The organism is Arachnia rubra, from assembly GCF_019973735.1.
Lineage (GTDB): Bacteria > Actinomycetota > Actinomycetes > Propionibacteriales > Propionibacteriaceae > Arachnia > Arachnia rubra.
In genome coordinates this window covers 1761169-1777670 of sequence record NZ_AP024463.1, presented here as the reverse complement: position 1 = coordinate 1777670, position 16502 = coordinate 1761169, and the positions used below count along the sequence as shown (strand labels likewise).

Genomic DNA, 16502 nt, shown 5'->3' with positions numbered 1-16502 from the left:
CAGAGGGGGAAGAGGATGGCTTTGACAAGATCCAAGACATGGCGATTGCGTGCCTTGGCTGTACTGGGGACGGGGGCTCTGCTCAGCAGTTTCTTCCCTTCCGTCTCTCATGCTGCGCCACAGCTTGAAATGCTCGTCACTGTTGACTCGGATGGCACCGAGTCCTGGGACGCCGATGACTCAGCCGGTAATGACTCCGGGCCGAACAACGGGATCGTCCGAGTCAATGACACGCTGAACTACCGCGTTCAGTACAACGTGAATGACTCTGCTGGCGCCAGCTACACCGGTAAGAACACCACTGTGAAAATCAAGCTTCCGAAGGGACTCTATGTTGAGTCCCTGCCGGGCATCTGCAAGCAGCCCGGATCGAGCTTGAACCCTGAGACGCTCCCTACCCCGACCCTGCCGTTGAAGTCCAATTCCCTGGATGAAATGCCTGAGCAGGAATTGATCTGCAACATCGGTGACAAGACCAACGTATCGGAGTCGTTCTATCTGACGGCGAAGGTGAGCAACCTGGTGGGCAACGGGACGAAGCTGGCGGTCCTAGAAGGCTCGATCAGAACGGACGATGCCTCAGAGGTTGCGGCCTCCTCCCTGCCTACCGTGACTGCATCGTCCCGCCTCAAGTGGGACATCTCCAAAAACAGCGTCGCACTGAAAGAGAACAGCGGCTACGTCTACGGTCCCACCAACTCGGAGTGCCCGTGGGACAAGAGCAGGGTCTGCAAACTCACTGCCTACACCGCGCAGCTCTCTGCTCCAGCCAGTGGCAAAGGCGCTATGCCGGCTATCGGTGACATCACCTTCACCGATGATCTGAGCCCAGCTGCCATGTATCCGCAGCTTGACGCGGGAAAGATCGCCACCATCAATGCTGATCTGGAGAAGTACGGTAGCCGGGCCTACCCGTATGACTACTATTACATGGCCGCGGCCCCCAAGATTGGCTTCAGAGGATCTACAGAGGCTAATGCCGTGCGGGATTCAGGAAAGGTGAGCATCAATCAGGCTGGGCCTGGAACTCCTGCGGTCTTCACCGTGAGCAATGCGGATACGACTTTGAAGACCTATCCGACTCAGGTGCTCCAGCCTTCCGGTACTGCGATCCCATCAGATGCCGCCTACGCGGTGACGACCTCCTTCATTGTCTATACGCCTGTGGACGTGATCAAGGACTTCGGGGTCTCCCGGGACAACACCTGGACTCTTGCCACCCGTAATGCCTTCACCAATCTGGGAGTGAATGGCCTTACCGCCAGTGACGTCGAGAACAGCGGAGATCAGCCTGCCTGGAATGACTACCGGACCACCACTCCCGAGGTGAGTATCGGAGCCGGCTTTTCCAAGTATTTCGCTGGAGTCCCTGGGCAGCAGGGCAACATGACTCCCGGTGAGTTCAGCCCATCAGACTCCTCCTACGGCGAGGGGCCAGCTGGTGGCGCGACCTTCCGCTCCGGCGGCATCACCGTGGCGCCAACCCAGGATGTCCAAACCCAGCTGCTTCTGGTTGGGACCAACCCGGGCTTGCCTGGGAAAGTCAGCGCCATGATGTGCGATGCCTGGGACAACACCAGGCTTCGCCTCGAATCGCGTACTGTTCCCGGATCCACTGAAGCCGCAGCGAACTTCCAACGGATCGGCAGCAACGGCTCACCGGTTTGGGTCTCCGGATATAACAACGCTCTCGTGGGTGACAAAGCCGCCTGGGCAACCCAAGCCGACCAGGTTCCAGCGATCAAGGTCCAGTACTCGGCGACCCCTGGCGGTTCCGAGGCTGCCTCGGAATGCGGGGATGATCAGGGACCGTGGTACGACTCGCCGTCGGATGTTCCCGGCAATGACTCCACTCTCGCTGCTCGCGGTGTCTATTCCGCGGTATCTCGGGTCCGGATCTACACCGTCCTGCCTGAACCAGTCGCCAAGAACGAACTGGTCGGTTCCGGCGTTCGCATGGTGGTCGGCATCTCGCACGAAGTCGTCGATTCAGGCAGGGCAACTGGCGATATCCTGCCCAACTGGTCAGGCGTCAAGCGAGTGAACCTCGAGGAACTGTCCCAAGAAAACTTGCTCGCCCACAACGCCGCCTGGGGGCGCAGCAGCTACGATCCGAGTAACCATACCGGTCAGTACGGTGACCGCTTGATCCTGGCTATGGCCCAGGTCCGGGTGAACAAGCAGGTGCGTAAAGGGACTTCGGGAAGCTTCAGCTCCACACCGCCGCAAGTCACCGAGGGTGACGTGGCTCAGTTCCAGCTCTCGCCTTCACTCACATCAGCGGCCTTGGTGCCGGGCATCCTGAAGGATGTCTGGGTGGAGGACTGCCTGCCGGGGTCCCTGAACTACGCCGAGGCGTCGGTGACCCCTGAGGTGGTGTCGGCTGGATCGACGCCCAGCGATGCGAAGCGCTCAGCCTGCGCGGCAGGGGAGACCTACATCCGCTGGGTCTTCCCGAAACACGAGGTGAACCAGGCTATTCCACCCATCATCCTGACCACCGAGGTGTCACCGACCGCGAAGGACGGCGTGTACACCAACAATGTGGTCGTGTGGGCAGAGGATGATGCCTCCCCCCTGGAGAAACGCACGGATCAGGCTTCTGTGCAGCTCTCCAACCTCGCAGGCATCAAGCTTGAGAAGGTTGCCCTGACCCCTGTCGTACAGGTCAACCGTGAAGGCCAGGCCAACAATGAGCTGAACAAGTGGCGGGTTCGCATCACAAATACGTTCCCGAACCCTGATGCGCAGGCGATCAGCAATCCGGATGTGATCGACATGCTGCCACGCAACGGCCTCGATGACACCTCCTTCAACGGGACCTTCACCTTTGACGCTGCCTCCATCACCCATGGGACCGGTGCGGCCCGGATCCTGTACACCTCCGCGACAGACGTGAACCAGGACCCGAATGACGCCACGAATGGCAGCAGCGGTGCCACTGCCTGGTGTGATGCCCCCGCCGGTGGCGCTGTGGTTTCTGGCACCGGTTCCTGCCCCGCCTCGGCGGCCGAGGTCACTGCCTTGCGAATCCAGCAGCCTGGAAGCTTCGGCTCTGGTGAGTACGTCGAAATCGAGCTTTCGATGCTGGGGGTCGGCAATCTCGACGGTGATGTGTACTCCAATGTGGTGTTCGCCCGCACCGCTGGGCTCGCCCTGCCGGTGGGGCCCATCAAGCGCGCGGAGCGTGCTGTCGGCGGTGAGATCGGTGACTACACCTGGATAGACATGAACCGCAACGGAATACAGGACCAGCTCAACGGAAGTGACGAGCCGGCTGCTGAAGGTGTCAGCGTCAAGCTGACTGGCACGGATGACCTGGGCAACGCCGTGAACGCAACCACCACGACGGATGCGAAAGGCGCCTATTCCTTCCGTGGCCTCCGCGCCTCTGACGGCTCGGGGTACACCGTGACGTTCGGGTCCTATGCCGATGGGTTCACAAGCCAGACGGCAGGTTCAGACAGAGCCGTCGACTCCAACGCGGACACCACCACGGGTGCTTCTGCCCCGGTCATCCTGGAGAAAGGAGCCAAGGACAACACCATCGACGCGGGCTATGTCGCCAGCGGCAGCCTCACCGTCACCAAACAGGTCTCTGGACAGGGTGTGGTTCCCTTCGCAGAAGGCGGCACCTTCACATTCAAAGCTGTTTGCACCTTGGAGGGCACTGAGGTCCTGAACAAACAGGACATCACCGTTACCATCCCCAAGGGGGCAACCAGCGCGGACAGCGAGACCATGAATGGAATCCCCGCGGGAAGCAGCTGCGTGGTCACTGAGACCGCCGCTTCCGGCTCTGATCCTGCCGCCCAGCTGCCGTCCACGACGGTGACGATCGGCTGGGACGCGGGTGCCAAGGCTGGGCAGGCGGTCAAGGCATCGCTCACCAACTACTACTCGGCAGGTATCGTCAAGGTGTCGAAGTCGCTGGAAGGTGACGAGCGGGCCGTGGCGAATGCCGCAGACACCGAGTTCACCGTCCAGGTCACTTGTCAGGTCCCTGATGCCAGTGGCGCAGCCGGGGCGACGGTCTTCAGCGGAGACGTGAAGCTGAAGGGCGGCCAGACTGTGACCGCGAAGGGGCCTGACGGTAACGACGTCAAGCTTCCGCTGGGGGCCCGCTGTTTCGGTCAGGAGACTGGAACCGGCGGTGCGGCCAGCCACAGCGTGACTCCCAGCACCTGGGCAGACGGCGTGGTCGTTGACACCGGCGATCCGGACGCACTGGACGAGCTTCAGATCTCGGCTACCAACACCTTCCGCAACCCAGCCAAGGTGGAGCTGAGCAAGGAACTGGTGTCAGCGGAGCAGAACGGTGGCGACCTCACCGTGACGTACAAGGTGACGGTCAAAAATACTGGGACGTTGGATTCCACTTATGATCTGACGGACGAACTGAAGTACGGGGAGGGCATCAGCGTCAACGAGGTTTCCGTCACCTCAGTGGAGCCCACTGGCATCACTCCCAATCCGGCTTTCGACGGTGTGGCCGACACCATGCTCGTCACCGGCCAGGAGATCAGCGGAGGAGCTGTGCACACGTACACCATTCAAGTCAGGGGAACCGCGGCCTTCAATGTTTCGGCCACCGCCGCTGACTGCACACTGGACGGCGGGGAGAAGGGCACTGGGCTGCTCAACGAGGCACAGGCTGCCTGGAACGGAGAGACGCTGAAGGGCGAGGCCTGCGGCTCCGTCACCCCGCCTCCCGCGCCTACCGGTGAGCTGACCGTCGTCAAGAAGATCGACGGCGACGCTGAAGCCGTCGAGGCCGCGCAGGGTAAGCAGTTCAAGGTCAACGTGGTCTGCCAGACCGAGAATGCCACAGGCGAACGCACCGAGGTGTTCAACGGCGAGGTCGCGGTCACCGGGGCCGAGACCAAGAAGGTACTTGATGACGCCGGCAGTCCCGCGAAGATCCCCTACGGCGCACACTGCTTCGGGACGGAGACGGACAACGGTGGGGCTGCAGAGTCGAAGGTCGACTATGACTCCTACGACAACGCGGCAGTCGTCGGTGGTACCCACACCGGTGAGGTGAGCCAGCTCACGCTCACGGCCACCAACACCTTCCGCAACCCGCCCGCTCTCAGTATCACCAAGGAGATCGTGGGAAGCGAGCAGAATGGTGTGGACCTGACCACCACCTACCGGATCGTGGTTTCAAACAGCGGATCGCTGGCAGGCACCTATGATCTGGCCGACAACCTCTCCTATGGTGATGGGATCTCTGTGGTGGAGGCATCCGTCGCCTCGGTGGATCCCAGCTCGGTCGCAGTGAACTCCGGTTTCAACGGCACCACCGACAAGATGCTTGCCAAAGGTCAGAACATCGATGGGGGTGCCTCGCACACCTTTACCGTCAAGGTGCAGGGTAAGGCCGTAGTTGGCATCACCGCCACCGCCGCGGACTGCACGATTGATGAGGGGGAGACCGGAACAGGTCGTTTGAACAAGGCGACCATGACCTTCGATGGTAAGGAACAGACAGCCGAGGCGTGCGCTCCCGTCACTCCGCCGCCGTCACCGTCGGAGTCGCCAACCCCCACGCCGTCGCCGACCCCTCAGCAGTCGCTGACGCCCACGCCGTCGCCGACGCCTCCGGTTATGATCAGACCGAAGCTGCCTAAGACCGGGCAGCAGTGACGGGCTGAGCCAGAACTGGTGAAGACCGCTCTGCGGGCGACTAATGGTCGCTCGCAGAGCGGTCTTTGTACTATGCGGCCCAATCACCCAGTGCGCCCTCAAGAGCACCTAATGCAGAGTCAATCAATGGCCATCTTTCATCCTTAGGACAACCGTTTTCGACCCAGCGCAGGCAGGCGGCATCGATGAACCCAAGGTAACCCCATAGGGCATAGGTATGACGTGGCTGTCTGCTTGGGGGGAGCAGATCCTCTAAATATTTGATGTATTTCCTGCGGGCCTGAGAACGTAGCGTTGCAGCGGCTTGCGGCTCGCCATCTGGTTGTCTTAGCGGTAGCGCCCAGGCCTCGGGATGGCTGGCGATGTGGTCAAGGTAGACGATGCTGGCTACCTGGACCTGATCGCGGACAGGGGTTCCGGCAGGAAGCTCTGCCAGTGCATCTGCTTGTTTGGTCATCAGGTTTGTGATGGCCGAGCGCACCACCTCAGCGTAGAGGCCTTCCTTGCCGTCGAAATAGCGGTAGACCAGGGCGCTCGATGCTCCCACGCTGTCGGCGATAGAAGAGATCGTCACCTCGTTGTAAGGCTGGACTGCGAATGTCTTGGCTGCCATTTCCAGGATCGCAGTGCGACGCGAGCAGGGGTCGAGTCTCCGGCGGGGCTTGCGGTCGGTACGTGCCATGTTGCTTACCCTATCCCTAGTGATGTAAGTTCACTAAGAATTAGTGATCTCGATTCAGTAGGAGTGTGTCATGGAGTGGATTGATCATGCAATCTGGTGGCAGGTCTACCCCCTGGGGTTCTGCGGGGCCCCGTTCCGGGAGGAAGACCCAGCCCCGGCGCCGAGAATGCGCAAGCTGCTCGCATGGCTCGACTATGCCATCGAACTGGGAGCATCTGGCCTGCTGTTGGGACCGGTATTCGCTTCGCAGACGCATGGCTATGACACGACCGACCAGTTTCGGATTGACCCACGCCTGGGTGGGGAGGAAACTTTTGAAGCTTTGGTTTCTGCTTGTAAGAAACGTGGCCTGCGCATCCTCTTGGATGGAGTGTTCAGCCACGTTGGAGCACAACACCCCGGTGTTGTTCGTGCTCTACAGGAGGGCAAGGAAGACCCTGCGGCCGAGCTGTTCGATATCGACTGGACCTCAGGAAGACCTGTTCCTCGAGTCTTCGAAGGTCATTCCTCACTTGTGCGGCTGAACCACGCTGGTGAACAGGCAGCGAATTATACCGTCGCTGTCATGAAACACTGGTTGGAACGCGGGATCGACGGATGGCGGCTCGATGCCGCCTATTCCATCAGTCCCGACTTCTGGGCGCGGGTCCTGCCGGTAGTGCGCGCTGATTACCCCGATGCCTGGTTCCTGGGAGAGGTCATCCACGGCGACTACTCCAAGTTCGTCGCTGAATCGAGTGTCGATTCGGTGACGCAGTACGAGTTGTGGAAGGCAATCTGGTCCAGCATCAGGGATCGGAACCTCTTTGAACTCGACTGGGCGCTGAAACGTCACAATGAGTTTCTGGCGAACTTCACGCCACACACGTTCGTCGGAAACCACGATGTCACTCGGATAGCCAGTGTGATCGGGGCGGATGGGGCAGTCAGCGCGGTGGCGATCCTTCTCACGCTCGGTGGAGTGCCTTCTATCTACTACGGGGATGAGCAGGGTTTCATTGGAATCAAGGAGGAATGTCTTGGGGGAGACGACGCTATCCGCCCTGGCATGCCCGACGATCCTTCGCTGTTGGCGCCCTGGGGGGAGAACATCTACCGGGCTCACCAGGAGCTGATAGGGCTGCGTCGCCGTCATCCTTGGCTGGTCACCGCAGCGAGTGAGATGTCTGAACTCGACAACACCCGGTGCGTGTACAGGGCTATTTCAAAGGACCGTGTTCATCAGCTCACAGTCGAAATCAGTCTTGTAAATAAGCCAGCCGTCGTCATCCTGGATGCAGCGGGGCAAGTTCTATGGCAGCAGTACTGATAGCGGCAGGTGCCTCGGGTGATTGGTGGGGCGTGCGGGGCTCGAACCCGCGACCCAGGGATTATGAGTCCCTTGCTCTGACCGGCTGAGCTAACGCCCCGAGCGGGGACAAGTGTAGCGGGGATGCTCATGCCGCGCGCGCAGCGTCACCACAGGCTTCCCACAGGGCGGTTCGCGAGGGTGTCTGGCATGACGAAATCACGACCCGCACCGCCCCTGTCCCGCCGAGCCCTCATCACCGGTTCCGCGGGTGCTGTGGGAGTTGCCGCCGTGGGCGGCACGGCCTGGGCCCTCGACCGTTACCTGATCGAGCATGCCGATGTCACCTCCGCCTCTGACTATCAGGGACTGCCAGGTACCCAGAACAGCGGTTCCGCCACGACCGGTGCCACCTCAGCCGGGGACGGGGTCATTGATGGCACGACTTACACCTCCAGCGACCGGCAGATCACGATAACGTCCCATTCTTCTGGGTCCGGGAATTCAGCCATGGCCTGGTTCGTGGCTGATGTGAGGCTGAATGATGTCACTGCTGTACGCAATGCCTTCGCGAAGAACACGTTCGGCACCAACATCATCGAGTACCCGACGGCAATTGCCCAAAGCGCCGGGGCGCTGTTTGCCATCAACGGCGACTACTACGGGTTCCGTGACACCGGGATCATTATCCGCGATGGTGTCGCGTTCCGGGATGAACCGGCCCGGCAGGGACTGGCGATCATGCGCGACGGCTCCATGATCAGCTATGACGAGACCGCGACCAATGCCGCAAAGCTGATCTCCGACGGCGCCTGGCAGACGCTTTCCTTCGGTCCCACGCTCGTCGATGGGGGAGCAGCCGTCTCCGGCATCGACCAGCTTGAGATCGACACCAACTTCGGCAACCACTCCATCCAGGGCGCCCAGCCCAGGACCGGACTGGGGATGATCGCCGCGAATCATTTCGTCTTCATCGTGGTCGACGGGCGGGCCTCTGGTTACAGCAACGGAGTCACCATGACCGGCTTCGCCCAGCTTTTTGTGGAGCTGGGCGCACAGGTGGCCTACAACCTCGACGGCGGTGGCTCTTCCCAGATGGTCTTCAACGGATCCCTCGTCAACAACCCGCTCGGCAAGAACAGGGAACGTGGCACCAGCGACATCCTGTGGATTGGAAAGTGACACCATGCTCGTCCTCATTCCCGCCTATGAGCCCGGAGACTCACTCATCTCGCTCATCCGTGAGTTGCGGTCCCAGCCATCCGTTCCCGACGTGTTGGTCGTAGATGACGGCTCCGGTCCTGACTTCGACGAAATCTTCGCACTGGCGCGCATCCATGGCGCCACCGTGCACCGCTACCCTGTCAACCGGGGGAAAGGCCACGCGTTGAAAACCGGGTTCGCCATCGCGAGGAGACACTACCTGGGTGAGGCGGTCGTCTGCGCCGACTCGGATGGGCAGCACAAAGTACCCGACATCATGCGTGTGGCTCATGAGGTGGATGTTGAATCCCGCGAGATGGTGCTGGGGGGACGCCGTTTCACGGGTCAGGTGCCACTGCGCAGCGCCGTCGGGAACAAGGTGACCTCCTGGCTGTTCAAGACCCTGACCGCGATCCGGGTGGGTGACACCCAGACCGGGCTGCGCGGCTACCCGCCGAGCCTGCTCGAATGGCTCGGAACCATCCCGGGGGAGCGTTTCGAGTACGAGCTGTCGCTGCTGCTCCAGGCCAGGCAGGCTGGGATAGGCATCCGGGAGATCGAGATTGAGACTGTCTATCTGCACGGCAACAAGAGCTCTCACTTCCGCCCGGTCCAGGACTCGTGGCGGGTTTACCGTCCCCTGCTGGCCTTTGCCGGATCGTCGCTGGCGGGCTTCGCCGTCGACTTCGTGGCCCTGCTGGTCCTGATGGCGGTGACCCACAATCTCCTAGCCAGCGTGATTGCCGCCCGGGTGCTGTCAGCCACCGTCAACTATCTTCTCAACCGGCATGCGGTGTTCCGCGACGGCGACCGCAGCACTCCGTTGCGGTACGCGGCCCTGGCGTGCGGGATCCTGGCCGCCAACTATGTGCTGCTGCGGACCCTGTCCATGCTGATGCCGCTGGTCCTGGCGAAGTTGGTGACGGAGGTGACACTCTTCGTCGTCAGTTTCGCAGCCCAGCGTGCCCTGGTGTTCACTCACAAGAGGGCAAATGCCCGCAGCCGGCACCTGGTCACCCGATAGGTTGAGTTTCATGCGTACCCCCACTTCTCTCGATGCCGTCGCCGAGGCCCATGTCGACGCTCTCGCGTCTCATAACCCGCTCAACGCCACCTGGTGCGGCCTGCCCGGGCATGACCACGAACTGCCCGACTTCTCGCCGGAAGCCACCGGCCGCTGGGCTGACGAACTGCGTAGGACACTCCACCTGGTCAGGGAGGCGCCGAAGGTGGATGAGGCTGACGAGGTCACCGCTGCGGCCATGACCGAGCGGCTCGGGCTAGAGCTGGAAAGCATCGAAGCCGGGGACCAACTGGCCGCGGTCAACAACATCGACTCACCCATCCAGTGGCTGCGGGACATCTTCGACCTGATGCCCACGAAGACCGACAGCGACTGGGCCAACGTGGCCTCCCGTATGGCGGCTATGTCCGAGGCCCTGGACGGCTACATCGAGTCCCTGCGGGAGGGAATCAGCCGGGGTATTGTCCCGGCTCGCCGCGCCGTGGTCGATGCCGCGGCCCAGGCCGCAGCTCTGTCAGGTCAGGACTCGCGATTCCATGAGCTGGCGGCCGGTTCCGGACGCAGCGGAGCACTCAGAGGTGAGCTGGAACGTGCGGCCGGAATCGCCGCGGAGGCCTTCGGGAACCTGGGGCGGTTCCTTACAACGGAGCTGGCTCCCGCTGCGCGTAAGGCCGATGCTGTGGGGCGCGAACGCTACCAGCGGGCCTCCAGGGAGTTCCTCGGCGCGAGGATCGGCTTCGATGAGACCTACGAATGGGGGGTGGAATCCCTCGCCGCGATCACTGCGGAACAGGAGGCTCTCGCCAGGGAGATCGCCGGTTCCTCGGCTACCGTCGCCGACGCGATCGCCCAGCTGAACGCCGACCCCGCCAACCTGATCCATGGCACCGACGCGCTGCGTGACTGGATGCAGCGCACCGCCGACGAGGCCATCTCAGCCCTTGATGGGAGATACTTCACCCTCGACCCGCGGGTGCGCACTATTGAAGGCATGATCGCGCCCTCGGCTACTGGCGGTATCTACTACACGGGTCCGTCGGCTGATTTCTCCCGTCCTGGCCGCATGTGGTGGTCCGTGCCGGAAGGGGTGACGGAGTTCACCACCTGGCAGGAGAAGACCACCGTTCACCACGAGGGTGTGCCTGGGCATCACCTGCAGGTCGGCCAGGCTGTCGCCCAGGCAGAAAATCTCAACCGGTGGCGTTCCCTGGTGTGCTGGGTCTCCGGGCATGGCGAGGGATGGGCGCTCTACGCGGAACGGCTCATGGACGAGTTCGGCTTCCTGAATCCGGGGGAGCGCCTCGGCATGCTCGACGGACAGCGGCTGCGCGCCACCCGCGTCGTCCTGGACCTGGGGATTCATCTCGGTAAACCCGTCTTCGAACGCTATGGCGGCGGCATCTGGGACTACGACAAGTGCTGGCAGCTGCTGCGAGACAACGTAGCGATGGAGGAGAACCAGCTGCGCTTCGAGTTCCACCGTTACCTCAGCTGGCCGGGGCAGGCCCCCAGCTACCGGATCGGCCAGCGGATCTGGGAGGAGCTGCGCGACGACGCTGCCTCACGCGCGGGAGCGGATTTCGATCTGCGCGACTTCCATGACCGTGCCCTGGCTGTCGGTTCGCTGCCACTTGACGTGCTGCGCGAGGTGCTGGCCGGGTAGTCTGGCCCGGTGCTGACGATGCAAGACGCCCTCCGGATCCTGTCCGACTACTGGACCTCGCGCGGCTGCCTGACCTGGCAGCCCTACAACTCGGAAGTGGGGGCCGGCACCATGAACCCGGCGACGGTGCTGCGGGTGCTTGGCCCTGAGCCGTGGGATGTGGCCTACGTGGAGCCGTCGGTGCGCCCCGACGACTCCCGCTATGGCGAGAACCCGATGCGTATTCAGACGTTTACCCAGTTTCAGGTGATCCTGAAACCCGAACCCGGCGACCCGCAGGAGCTCTACCTCGGGTCGCTGGAGGCCCTCGGGATCGACCTCGACGCCCACGACGTGCGTTTCGTCGAGGACAACTGGGCCCAGCCAGCGATCGGAGCATGGGGGCTTGGCTGGGAGGTATGGCTGGATGGCATGGAGATCACGCAGTTCACCTATTTCCAGCAGGTCGGTGGGCAGGATCTGGGGCCGATCCCGGTTGAACTGACCTACGGCATGGAGCGCATCCTGATGGCGCAGCAGGGCGTCACGCATTTCAAGGACATCGCATATGCGCGCAAGGCCGACGGCAGCATCGTCACCTACGGTGAGGCCTTCGGCCAGCAGGAGTACGAGATGAGCCGCTACTACCTGGATGATGCCGATATTGAGGTCAACCGACGGCTCTACGAGGACTATGTCTCGGAGGCCACCCGCATGGTCGAGGCTCGGCTGCCGGTGCCCGCCCACACCTACATCCTGAAGTCGAGCCACGCCTTCAACATCCTCGATGCCCGCGGCGCCATCTCCACCACAGAGCGCGCCCAGGCCTTTAGTACCATGCGCCGCCTGATGCGTGACACCGCTGCGCTGTGGGTGGAGAGGCGGGAGGAGCTCGGATTCCCGCTGCTCAAGTCCGCAGGGCAGACCCCGGGCGGCCATGAACCCATGGCCGAGGAACCCGGTACCAGTCAGCCCCAGAGTTTTGTGCTGGAGATCGGGCTTGAAGAGCTGCCCCCGCATGTTGTCGCCCCCACGGTACGGGCTGTGCGAGATGCGGTCACTGCCGGGCTCGCGGCCTCACGCCTGAGCCACGGTGAGATCACCGTCGAGGGTACGCCCCGGCGTATCGTGGCCACCGTCGCGGAGGTCGCTGCCCACGAACCCGATGCCACAAACCTGCGGAAGGGACCGAAGTGGGCTGCCTCCTTCGACGCCGACGGCAACCCTGCCAAACCGCTGCAGGGTTTCATGCGTGGCCAGGGCGTCTGTCTGGAGCAGGTCATTAAGGCTGAGGTGAACGGTGCCGAGCATGCCTGTGTCGCCGTCGAATCGCCTGGCAAGAGTGCTCTTGAGGTGCTGAGGGGCGTCGTCGAGGACTGTGTCTTGGGGCTGCGTGCTGAGAAGAACATGCGCTGGTGCGATCCGAAGCTGTCCTTCTCCCGGGCCATTCGCTGGCTGGTTGCTCTCTGGGGCAATCAGGTGGTTCCGGCCCGCATCTCGGAGATTGCCGCAGGCCGGAAGACCTATCTGCAACGCACCACCGCAGCCTCCGCTGACAGCAGGACGCGCAGCGATGGCATCCCAGTCGGATTCCACGAGGTCGCGTCCGCCGATGATCTGCTGCCCTTGCTCAGTGCAGGCCGGATCGTGCTTGACTTCTCGCAGCGGCGGGCCGCTGTTGTCGAGCAGGCCGGGAAGCTGGCCGCGAGCGTGGGAGGGGCCATCGACTTCGCAGACAATCCAGCGCTCGTGGATGAGATCGCCAATCTGGTGGAGGAACCCGTCGGGGTGCTCGGCGGTTTCGATGAGCGCTATCTGGAGTTGCCGGACCAGATCCTGATTTCCGTCATGGCCAAGCATCAGCGCTACCTCCCGGTCCGGGACGCCGATGGGAAGCTGCTTCCCTATTTCGTCACCATGGCCAACGGCATATGCGACGCAGCCGTGGTCGCAGCCGGTAATGAATCAGTGCTCCGGGCACGCTACGAGGATTCCCTGTTCTTTTGGAACCAGGATCTTGAGGCCGACTCTGTCGAGGAATTCGTACCAGGCCTGGAGAAGCTGACCTTTGAGAATCGTCTCGGTTCCATGGGGCAGCGGGCTCGCCGCATCGCGGCCGTAGCTTCCACGCTGGGGGAAGGCCTGCACCTAAACGCCGACCAGGCGGCTACTCTTACACGAGCGGGTGCGCTTGCCAAGTACGACCTCGCCACGAACCTTGTCACCGAGATGACCAGCCTGGCTGGTTTCGTGGCGCGTGAGTATGCGCTCCGCAAAGGTGAGCCGCAGGCGGTTGCTGACGCTCTGCGCGAGATGGAGCAGCCCCACACCTCGGCCGATGCGGTTCCGGCCTCGCTGCCAGGCGCGCTGCTGGCTCTCGGAGATCGCTTCGACCTGCTGATGGCCATGTTTGCTCTCGGCGCGAAGCCGTCCGGTTCCTCCGACCCCTACGGGTTGCGCCGGGCGGCGCTCGGTGTTGCCCGTATCCTGCGCGAGGTCCCCGGACTGGCTGGCATCGGTGTTCGTGACTGCCTACTGTCAGCAGCCGCGGCATTGAGGAACCAGGGCATCGAGGTCTCAGACGAGGCGGTGAGCGCGGCTGAGGAGTTCATCACCGGCCGCTACGCGCAGCTGATGCGCGATGAGGGACACTCGGCTGACCTGGTGGCTGCTGTCCTGCCCTCGGCCACCCGCCCGGCGGACGCGGATGCGAAGATCCGTGACCTGGAGGTCCTGACCGGGGACGCCGGCTGGCGGGTTGTCGTGGAAGCTGTGGTGAGGATCAACCGCATAGTGCCGACGGGCACGCCGGTGGGCTTCGATGCTGCTGTCCTGGTCGACGACGCGGAGAAAGACCTAGCCCAGATCATTTCAGGCAGGGAGCCTGGCTTGTCTGTCTCCGGTTTCGCGAAGTCCGCACAGGAGCTGGTGAAGCCTATAGCCCGATTCTTCGACGAGACCCTCGTGATGGCAAAGGACCCCAGTCTGCGAGCGGCCCGTCTCGGCCTGCTGGCCACCGTCCAGTCACTGGCACCGGCTGGCCTGGACTGGGTTGCCATCGATGCGGCCACGAAGTGACCTCATCAACGCAGCTGCTCCGCCAGCGCCTCGGCTGATTCCCGTAAGAATTCATCCGCCCGGGCCATGGCCTCGGTCAGGGGGATTCCTGGCGGGGTGATGGCCTGAGCGGACCGGATGCCCAGGTGGGTGTACTCGGGCTCGAGTCCCTCGGCGACGCGACCAGCGAGAACGTGTACCGGTACCCCAGCGGCCCGGGCGCGGGCTGCCATGCCGTGAATCACTTTGCCGCGCAGCGACTGTGAGTCGAAGCTTCCTTCTCCGGTGACCACAGCATCGGCACCTGCCAGGAGGTCTTCAAAGCCAGCGGTCTCCAGCACCACGTCGATGCCGCTGCGCAGTCCGGCTCCGAGGAAGGCCACCAAGCCGGCTCCCATCCCTCCGGCGGCGCCTGCGCCGGCGAGGTGCTCGACCTCCACACCAAGATCGCCGCGGATCACCTCCGCCAGGTGGGCGAGTCCCGCATCCAGCAGCGCGATCGCCTCAAGGTCGGCTCCTTTCTGGGGACCGAAGACGTAAGACGCCCCCTCGGGGCCGGTCAGAGGATTGTCGACATCACACATCGCTGTAATCTGCGCCCGTGCCAGGGCTGGCTCAAGTCCTGTCACATCTACCCGCGAGATCCGGTGGAGGCTCGACCCGACAGGAACGAACTCGGCTCCGTCCGCATCCAGGAAACGCACCCCGCAGGCTGCCGCCGCTCCGCACCCGCCGTCGTTGCTGGCCGAGCCACCAAGCCCGACCACAATCTCATCACTTCCCTCATGGACCGCGGCCAGGAGCTGCTCACCCACCCCGAAGGTTGTGGCCTCGCCAGCGCGGCGATCGTCGCCGACCAGGGGCAGGCCAGCAGCCTGGGCCAGTTCGATGACCGCTGTCCCGCCCGGAAGCACACCCCGTATGGCGCAGACCCGGTTTCCATAGGGACCCTGGACGATGTCCGTGCGGGGCTCTCCGCCGGCGGCCAGCAGCATCGCCTCCACCGTGCCCTCACCGCCGTCGGCGACGGGAACCTGCACCACGGAGTGCCCTCGTCGTTTGAGACGGTCTGTGATGATCCCGCAGACCTGCAGTGAGCTGAGTGACCCTTTGAATGAGTCCGGGACGACGATGATCCGCATGACTCAATTATCCAGCAGAAGCTGGATCTGCTTCCCGACAGCACCGTCGTAGTGGTTGCCGAGCTGGGTGAACTCCCGGCCGAGCAGGCAGGGATCCGCCCCCGCCATGACATAGCCGTGACCCACCAGCTCCAGCATCCCCAGATCATTGTGCATGTCACCGAACGCGACTGTCTCGGCTGGGTCGATGTCCAGCTCCTCCAGCAGCCTCGCCAGGGCCGTGCCCTTGGTGACACCGGGGGCTGACAACTCGACGGTCCCGCATGCATCATGCCAGGAGAAGGTGCTTTGGAGCGTCTCGCCTGCCGTGGCGAGGGCGATGGGGGCGAACGCGTGGGTGCCTGCGTGACGAGTGCGGGCCAGCACTTTGACGACGGGGCCGAGCCTGAGCAGTTCCTCAAGGGGAGCCTCATGCTCGGTTGCGGAGAAAACCCCCACTGGATAGTCCGGTTCACGTCCCCACCCGTACTCGTATTCTACCGCGAAGGCGGTCTCAAGTTCCGGCGGCAGCGCTGCCGCGAAAGCTAGGGCGCTCTCCGGCTTCACCGGGTGGAGATGATCAGGATGCGATGCGGCCAGCCGGCTGGTGACGGCGCCGTTGCTGGAGATCACCACCGGGTCTAGGTCCCGCAGCTTCTGCAGCCCGTCGAGCCAGCGCCGGGGGCGTCCTGTGGCCACCACGAAGATGACGCCCTCCTGGATGGCCCGTCGCGCTGCCGCCAGGTTCGACGGAAGGAGAGCTGCGCCTGTCCCAAGAAAGGTGCCGTCCAGGTCCGTGGCGATCAATGCCGGTCGCATGCCCCAAGGCTACAGGC

The 16502-nt window shown here is 63.1% G+C and carries 9 protein-coding genes and 1 tRNA gene; 6 read left to right on the top strand and 4 right to left on the bottom strand.

All coding sequences use genetic code 11. The features are described 5' to 3' along the window. Positions 1-129: 129 nt before the first annotated feature. Positions 130-5649, top strand: coding sequence for a DUF5979 domain-containing protein (locus tag SK1NUM_RS08070; protein ID WP_212321007.1), 5520 nt, complete (start codon positions 130-132; stop codon positions 5647-5649). A gap of 70 nt (positions 5650-5719) precedes the next feature. Here the strand turns inward: SK1NUM_RS08070 and SK1NUM_RS08065 are convergent, their stop codons facing one another. After that, positions 5720-6331, bottom strand: a complete 612-nt coding sequence (locus tag SK1NUM_RS08065; protein ID WP_212321005.1) for a TetR/AcrR family transcriptional regulator — start codon at positions 6329-6331, stop codon at positions 5720-5722. A gap of 70 nt (positions 6332-6401) precedes the next feature. On the opposite strand from SK1NUM_RS08065, the gene SK1NUM_RS08060 reads away from it, so the two are divergent. Beyond that, the gene (locus SK1NUM_RS08060; RefSeq protein WP_212321004.1) at positions 6402-7640 is read left to right on the top strand and encodes an alpha-amylase family protein; all 1239 of its coding nucleotides are present in this window, start codon (positions 6402-6404) and stop codon (positions 7638-7640) included. Between the two features lie 23 nt (positions 7641-7663). On the opposite strand, the gene SK1NUM_RS08055 is transcribed toward SK1NUM_RS08060, so the two are convergent. Beyond that, positions 7664-7740, bottom strand: a tRNA-Ile gene (locus SK1NUM_RS08055). An 89-nt stretch (positions 7741-7829) separates the two neighbouring features. Here SK1NUM_RS08055 and SK1NUM_RS08050 point away from each other — a divergent pair. From SK1NUM_RS08050 to SK1NUM_RS08035, 4 genes are read left to right on the top strand one after another with little or no spacing between them, the layout of a single operon-like run. Beyond that, positions 7830-8801, top strand: coding sequence for a phosphodiester glycosidase family protein (locus tag SK1NUM_RS08050; RefSeq protein WP_212321003.1), 972 nt, complete (start codon positions 7830-7832; stop codon positions 8799-8801). A 4-nt stretch (positions 8802-8805) separates the two neighbouring features. Beyond that, entirely contained in the window at positions 8806-9846 is a 1041-nt protein-coding gene (locus SK1NUM_RS08045; RefSeq protein WP_212321002.1) for a bifunctional glycosyltransferase family 2/GtrA family protein, read from the top strand. 10 nt (positions 9847-9856) lie between these two features. Next, the gene (locus SK1NUM_RS08040; RefSeq protein WP_212321001.1) at positions 9857-11509 is read left to right on the top strand and encodes a DUF885 domain-containing protein; all 1653 of its coding nucleotides are present in this window, start codon (positions 9857-9859) and stop codon (positions 11507-11509) included. A gap of 18 nt (positions 11510-11527) precedes the next feature. Continuing rightward, positions 11528-14566, top strand: coding sequence for a glycine--tRNA ligase (locus SK1NUM_RS08035; protein ID WP_223927972.1), 3039 nt, complete (start codon positions 11528-11530; stop codon positions 14564-14566). 5 nt (positions 14567-14571) lie between these two features. Here SK1NUM_RS08035 and SK1NUM_RS08030 read toward each other — a convergent pair whose 3' ends face one another. Next, positions 14572-15687 (bottom strand): glycerate kinase, encoded by a 1116-nt coding sequence (locus SK1NUM_RS08030; RefSeq protein ID WP_212320999.1) that lies wholly within the window; start codon positions 15685-15687, stop codon positions 14572-14574. 3 nt (positions 15688-15690) lie between these two features. Continuing rightward, positions 15691-16485: an HAD family hydrolase gene (locus tag SK1NUM_RS08025; RefSeq protein ID WP_212320997.1), complete on the bottom strand. Its 795-nt coding sequence runs from the start codon at positions 16483-16485 to the stop codon at positions 15691-15693. Positions 16486-16502 lie beyond the last annotated feature (17 nt).